Raw genomic sequence first — 4,355 nt, 5'->3', positions numbered from 1 at the left:
AGCCAACACCATCAAAACCCGCCATGTTTTATCAATAACACGGCTCGCAAAAGAGGTGCTAAGACGGCGAGACCACCAAAGAAATTTCGCGGATATACAGTGGGCAATCTGCGAATACGTGCGCGTGTTCCATCAAACAGCGATGCTTAAATTATGAGGGGATCAGTCAGCGCCTTGCTAACAAGCGACAACGCGATGCCACTAAATTTGAATATTGTGCCATAAACACGGAGCTGAATTTGCGACTGAAGTCGCCAAGCGTTAGGAGTCTTTGTTAAACAATTTGTTAGCCGCTCATTCCCAAAGGTTACTGCTTACTCAACAAGAACTTACGCAAATCTCTCTCTGCACGCATAACAAACAGAATAAACACTTTGTCACCGTCTTGTTTATAGAAAACACGACATGGATTAACGACAACTTCACGATAACTTAAATGTTCTAGCTCCGGTGGAATACGACCTGACTCTGGGAAAGTTTGTAGGCGTTCGACTTTGGAGAAGATCGTTTGCACTAACTGCTTTGCAGCTACGATATTTTCAAGTGCGATGTACTCAGCGATATCGTTGAGGTCAGATAACGCTGGCTCAGTCCAGATTATTTCAGCCATTTTGACATTTTGTCCTTGGCTTCATCATGACTTACCACTTTACCGTCAGCTAGTGCACGCTCACCTCGCGCAATACCCTCAAGAATAGCTAAACGATTCTGCATAAACTCGTAGTCATCAACATCAACAAGATACGCGGATGGCTTACCATGCTCAGTAATTAATACTGGTTCTTTGGTGTTGTGAAGATCGGCGAGGATCTTAGTTGCTTGACGTTTGAGTGATGTAACTAGTTCTACTTTCATGAGAGCTGCTCCAAAGGAATACTAAAGTGATACTATTCTATCACTTTGAGTATAGCAAGCTGCATGACGGCTAACGCCACAATAACCGAGAGGAGCTGAGCGTGGTATTGTGAGCAAAGCGAACCACGCTTAGCGGAGTCCGGTTGATTGTTTTGTTAAATGCGCCTAGCACGGTACTACCGAAAACACAGAACCCAAGGCATTGGCTATACCGTTTATTACCTCGGTTGTAACTCGTGCTTTATTTAGAGCAATATCTATTAGCACACCAAATATGACCGACATATACGCCAAATAGCCAAACCCCATATAATCGTTGTACAAAATAGTAAAGAACCAATCTTGGCCATATATGTAAATTGCCGATGATATTATAGTAGCCAAAACTAGAAGTAATCCGGGCAAGAACAAATGCGCAATAGCTCTTGGCTTTGCGAAGGACACCACCAGAAGAATAAAGAACATCGTAAGATTTGACCCAAGAAATATTCGTAGATCAAATTTCAGGTTACTAACTATTTCGATGTATTTTCCTTTGATTAGATCACCCAGAGTATCTTGAGCAACTTTCATGCTTTTGAGTCGATCCAAGTACCCCGATGTAATTGACTGAGCCAATGCTTTCTTCCTTTCACAATCATAGCCACACATAGAAGCGATAACACTTGCAATCTTCTCTGGTAGATTGCTATCTAAATCCTCTTGTATTTTTTCAGATTCTAATCCAAGGCTTTCTGCGATGCCTAGAGCTTTACTCGCAACGCTCGAATCCACTATAGATTGTTGCTTTTCTCTGACTTCCTTTTCTATTTGGTATTTCACGAACCCCTTCGCTGACTCTTCAATGACCTCCGGTGATGCAAAGGTGACAGAGAACAGAATTCCGAAAATTAGTATTCCGAATAATCCGATTGATCTTAATGTGATGCTCATAGTTTCCTTAGCATTTAACGCCCAATTAAGTTGTGAAGCATGCGACCACGATACCTCATTTGACCACCGTAAACACTAAACTTAACTGAAATCAAAAATGCCAATCGTGCTGAATCACTCTTAAATTGTTTGTTAGTTTGCGTGCCAAAGTGACACAAAGATTGCTTATTGCACACTTTAAGACCATAATACATATGTGACACTTTGACACAACAGGAGATAACATTATGGCTACTACTTTGCCTCGCATCACCGCTAGAGTTGATGTCGATACACAAGACTTACTTACTAAGGCTGCCGCGATCGCCGGCATGTCTAGCATCAACTCGTTTGTTCTAAGCGCTGCAATCGAAAAAGCCAAACAAGTCATCGAACGTGAACAGACTTTAAAACTGAGCCAAGCTGATGCTATGTTGCTGATGGAAGCTTTAGATCGCCCTGCTACACAGAACTCAAAACTAAAAGCTGCTGCTGACCGATACGAGAGCAAAACTCAATGATGAATACGGTACTTCTTGATAAAGCTAAACACGATAGAAACCGATTCAACTGTGGTATCCAAGCTCTCAATAATTACTTAAAAGTAATGGCGAGTCAGCAAGCAAAAAAAGACAACACCAGAACGTTTGTTTTGGAAGATGATAACGACAACTCACATGTCATCGGCTTTTACACGCTAACAATGACACCAATTGACTTAAAGGCATTACCCGATAAGTTACAAAAAAAACACCAATCATCCTCCTCTGGTGGTCTGATTGCCCGCCTTGCTGTCGATGACCGATACAAAGGGAAAGGCTTTGGTGAGTGGCTGCTTATCGACGCACTCAGAAAGCTATTAGCTGCAAGTGATAGCGTTGCATTTCCAGTTGTTATCGTTGATGCCAAAGATGGTGCGAAACACTTCTATGAACGCTATGGTTTTCAAGCATTTGAAGACGCTGAAAATAAACTCTTCATCACCATCGCTGATGTGAGAGCAAGCTTAGGCTAGTTAATCGCTAGCCTTTAGCAAACTAACGCCGCGTTAAGTGGACTAAAATTGTGGGTTAAAACGTGTAGCAAAGCGAAACGTAACCCACTGTTTTATTTACGTTTAAACGCCTTGTTAGCTAAATTTGGGCGGTAACAAGATTTCATAAAACAACATCTGATAGTCATCATCAACATTATGACTAAAATCCGCAGGGCGCCTTTTAAACTTCTTGCGGATGTCGTTAACTTTTCGGGAGAGTCCCATGTTAATAATAAGGTGCCTTAACTCTCCAACCTTTAAGCCCAGCATATTAGCCGTTGGTTTACTAATTGACCCTTTGTTAGAGGCGACAGTATTCAAAACTCTTTCGTGAGTTAAATCCCATTCACCACCAAAGTTATGAGACCACTTTCGACCTTCGTAATGCTCTAAGACTGATAGTAATTCATTTACATATACAGCGTTGTCTAGAGAGTTCCTATAAGGAAATCCTATTTCCGTTTCGGCAACCACTGAAATGGTAGGAGCCATGTCGCTATAAACATACATTCTATAGCCTTGAGTCTGATATGGAGCAAGTCCTTTAATTCGGTTTTTCCAAGCGTCTAAAATATATGTAACAAACTCATGTTTATATTTTAAATCAATCCATTCATTCCGTTCAGCAAAATACTCTAAGTTCCAAAGATGAATGTGATTGTCCGAAGAGTGCATCAAAGGATCATTGCCATCAAAAACCAAAGGTGAGCGGGCACACTCATCTAAATAATCAGCTAATTCATTTGAGCGTGTCTTCGTATATGCCAAGATATCCATTAATATCTCCATTTAGCTAACGCCGCCAGCAGAGGCCGGAGTGGAGGTGGTTGTTTTTGTGGTAGCGTAGCGTGAAGCCACAAAAACAAGCGCCGAAACGGAGGTCCTGCTGGCTAGCCTTGTTAGCACTGATTCAACTCGGTTAACACCTGCAAAGCTAAAAAGCCCCACGTAGCACCAGTGCCAGGTTTATGTTCATTGACTTCCACATTGTGAGTGATATTTTCCCAAATATAGAACTCAATCAATTTTGTGCGAGAATCAGTTAAATCCATTTCGAACGCAAAAAACTCACCCTCGGGAGTGAGAACAGTACCTTCATCTGTACTTACTCCTGGAAAATCCTGTTCGTATTGTAGAAAGATACTTTTATCTACATTCACACCTTTCTCTTCTATCGCTTCTTTTAGTGCAACAGGAATTCCGTTTTCACGCCAATATGAAGCTTCAGTGAATATGCGATGCTTCTCTAGGATATTCTGCTCTTGAACGTTCAACTGACGTTTTTTATTTAACTTTTCGACATCCATTTTGTAAGCTCTAACGCCACCCAGCAGCGGCCGAGTGTAACGAGGTCCAGCGGTAATCCCCCCGAAAAATAACTGCATGAAAAAGTAGAATTTTCTCGTATAGTTACTACAGGAGATTCGTAAGCGCTTAATTAACCACACATACTAAGTCACAGCCACATTTGTCATAGTGCTTCTTTTCAAGGGAGGCGCTATGAATCAACAAGATAAACGTGAATATTGGGCTGGTATGTTAGCCCTGTATC

7 protein-coding genes are annotated in these 4,355 nt (G+C 41.5%); 2 read left to right on the top strand and 5 right to left on the bottom strand.

What is annotated here, in order from left to right; translation table 11 throughout:
- Nucleotides 1-307 precede the first annotated feature (307 nt).
- From K6Y21_RS20865 to K6Y21_RS20855, 3 genes are all read right to left on the bottom strand, one after another.
- Nucleotides 308-610, bottom strand: coding sequence for a type II toxin-antitoxin system RelE/ParE family toxin (locus K6Y21_RS20865; RefSeq protein WP_025548916.1), 303 nt, complete (start codon nucleotides 608-610; stop codon nucleotides 308-310).
- Complete coding sequence (locus K6Y21_RS20860) at nucleotides 598-855, bottom strand: type II toxin-antitoxin system Phd/YefM family antitoxin (protein WP_134978120.1); 258 nt, start codon at nucleotides 853-855, stop codon at nucleotides 598-600. Before K6Y21_RS20860 ends, K6Y21_RS20865 begins: the two co-directional genes overlap by 13 nt.
- Nucleotides 856-1,020: 165 nt before the next feature.
- The gene (locus K6Y21_RS20855; protein WP_233073874.1) at nucleotides 1,021-1,788 is read right to left on the bottom strand and encodes a hypothetical protein; all 768 of its coding nucleotides are present in this window, start codon (nucleotides 1,786-1,788) and stop codon (nucleotides 1,021-1,023) included.
- A 227-nt stretch (nucleotides 1,789-2,015) separates the two neighbouring features.
- On the opposite strand from K6Y21_RS20855, the gene K6Y21_RS20850 reads away from it, so the two are divergent.
- The gene (locus K6Y21_RS20850; RefSeq protein WP_140321675.1) at nucleotides 2,016-2,288 is read left to right on the top strand and encodes a type II toxin-antitoxin system TacA family antitoxin; all 273 of its coding nucleotides are present in this window, start codon (nucleotides 2,016-2,018) and stop codon (nucleotides 2,286-2,288) included.
- A complete protein-coding gene (locus tag K6Y21_RS20845; RefSeq protein WP_233073873.1) occupies nucleotides 2,285-2,782 on the top strand; it encodes a GNAT family N-acetyltransferase in 498 nt (165 codons plus the stop codon). The genes K6Y21_RS20850 and K6Y21_RS20845 overlap by 4 nt, the downstream gene beginning before the upstream one ends.
- A 114-nt stretch (nucleotides 2,783-2,896) precedes the next feature.
- Here K6Y21_RS20845 and K6Y21_RS20840 read toward each other — a convergent pair whose 3' ends face one another.
- Both K6Y21_RS20840 and K6Y21_RS20835 read right to left on the bottom strand, forming a co-directional pair.
- Complete coding sequence (locus tag K6Y21_RS20840; protein ID WP_233073872.1) at nucleotides 2,897-3,580, bottom strand: hypothetical protein; 684 nt, start codon at nucleotides 3,578-3,580, stop codon at nucleotides 2,897-2,899.
- A 122-nt stretch (nucleotides 3,581-3,702) separates the two neighbouring features.
- Entirely contained in the window at nucleotides 3,703-4,110 is a 408-nt protein-coding gene (locus K6Y21_RS20835; protein WP_233073871.1) for a hypothetical protein, read from the bottom strand.
- Nucleotides 4,111-4,355: the final 245 nt, after the last annotated feature.

Origin of the sequence: Motilimonas eburnea (assembly GCF_021295345.1) — a bacterium.
GTDB classification, from domain to species: Bacteria; Pseudomonadota; Gammaproteobacteria; order Enterobacterales; family CBDFNC01; genus Motilimonas; species Motilimonas eburnea.
The sequence above is the reverse complement of the archived record's forward strand: the minus strand, read 5'-3'. Positions and strand labels throughout refer to the sequence as shown.

Excerpts from the sequence above, each read along its gene's own strand:
- K6Y21_RS20865 (WP_025548916.1), bottom strand. The coding sequence starts at position 610 with ATGGCTGAAATAATCTGGACTGAGCCAGCGTTATCTGACCTCAACGAT.
- K6Y21_RS20860 (WP_134978120.1), bottom strand. The coding sequence starts at position 855 with ATGAAAGTAGAACTAGTTACATCACTCAAACGTCAAGCAACTAAGATC.
- K6Y21_RS20855 (WP_233073874.1), bottom strand. The coding sequence starts at position 1,788 with ATGAGCATCACATTAAGATCAATCGGATTATTCGGAATACTAATTTTC.
- K6Y21_RS20850 (WP_140321675.1), top strand. The coding sequence starts at position 2,016 with ATGGCTACTACTTTGCCTCGCATCACCGCTAGAGTTGATGTCGATACA.
- K6Y21_RS20845 (WP_233073873.1), top strand. The coding sequence starts at position 2,285 with ATGATGAATACGGTACTTCTTGATAAAGCTAAACACGATAGAAACCGA.
- K6Y21_RS20840 (WP_233073872.1), bottom strand. The coding sequence starts at position 3,580 with ATGGATATCTTGGCATATACGAAGACACGCTCAAATGAATTAGCTGAT.
- K6Y21_RS20835 (WP_233073871.1), bottom strand. The coding sequence starts at position 4,110 with ATGGATGTCGAAAAGTTAAATAAAAAACGTCAGTTGAACGTTCAAGAG.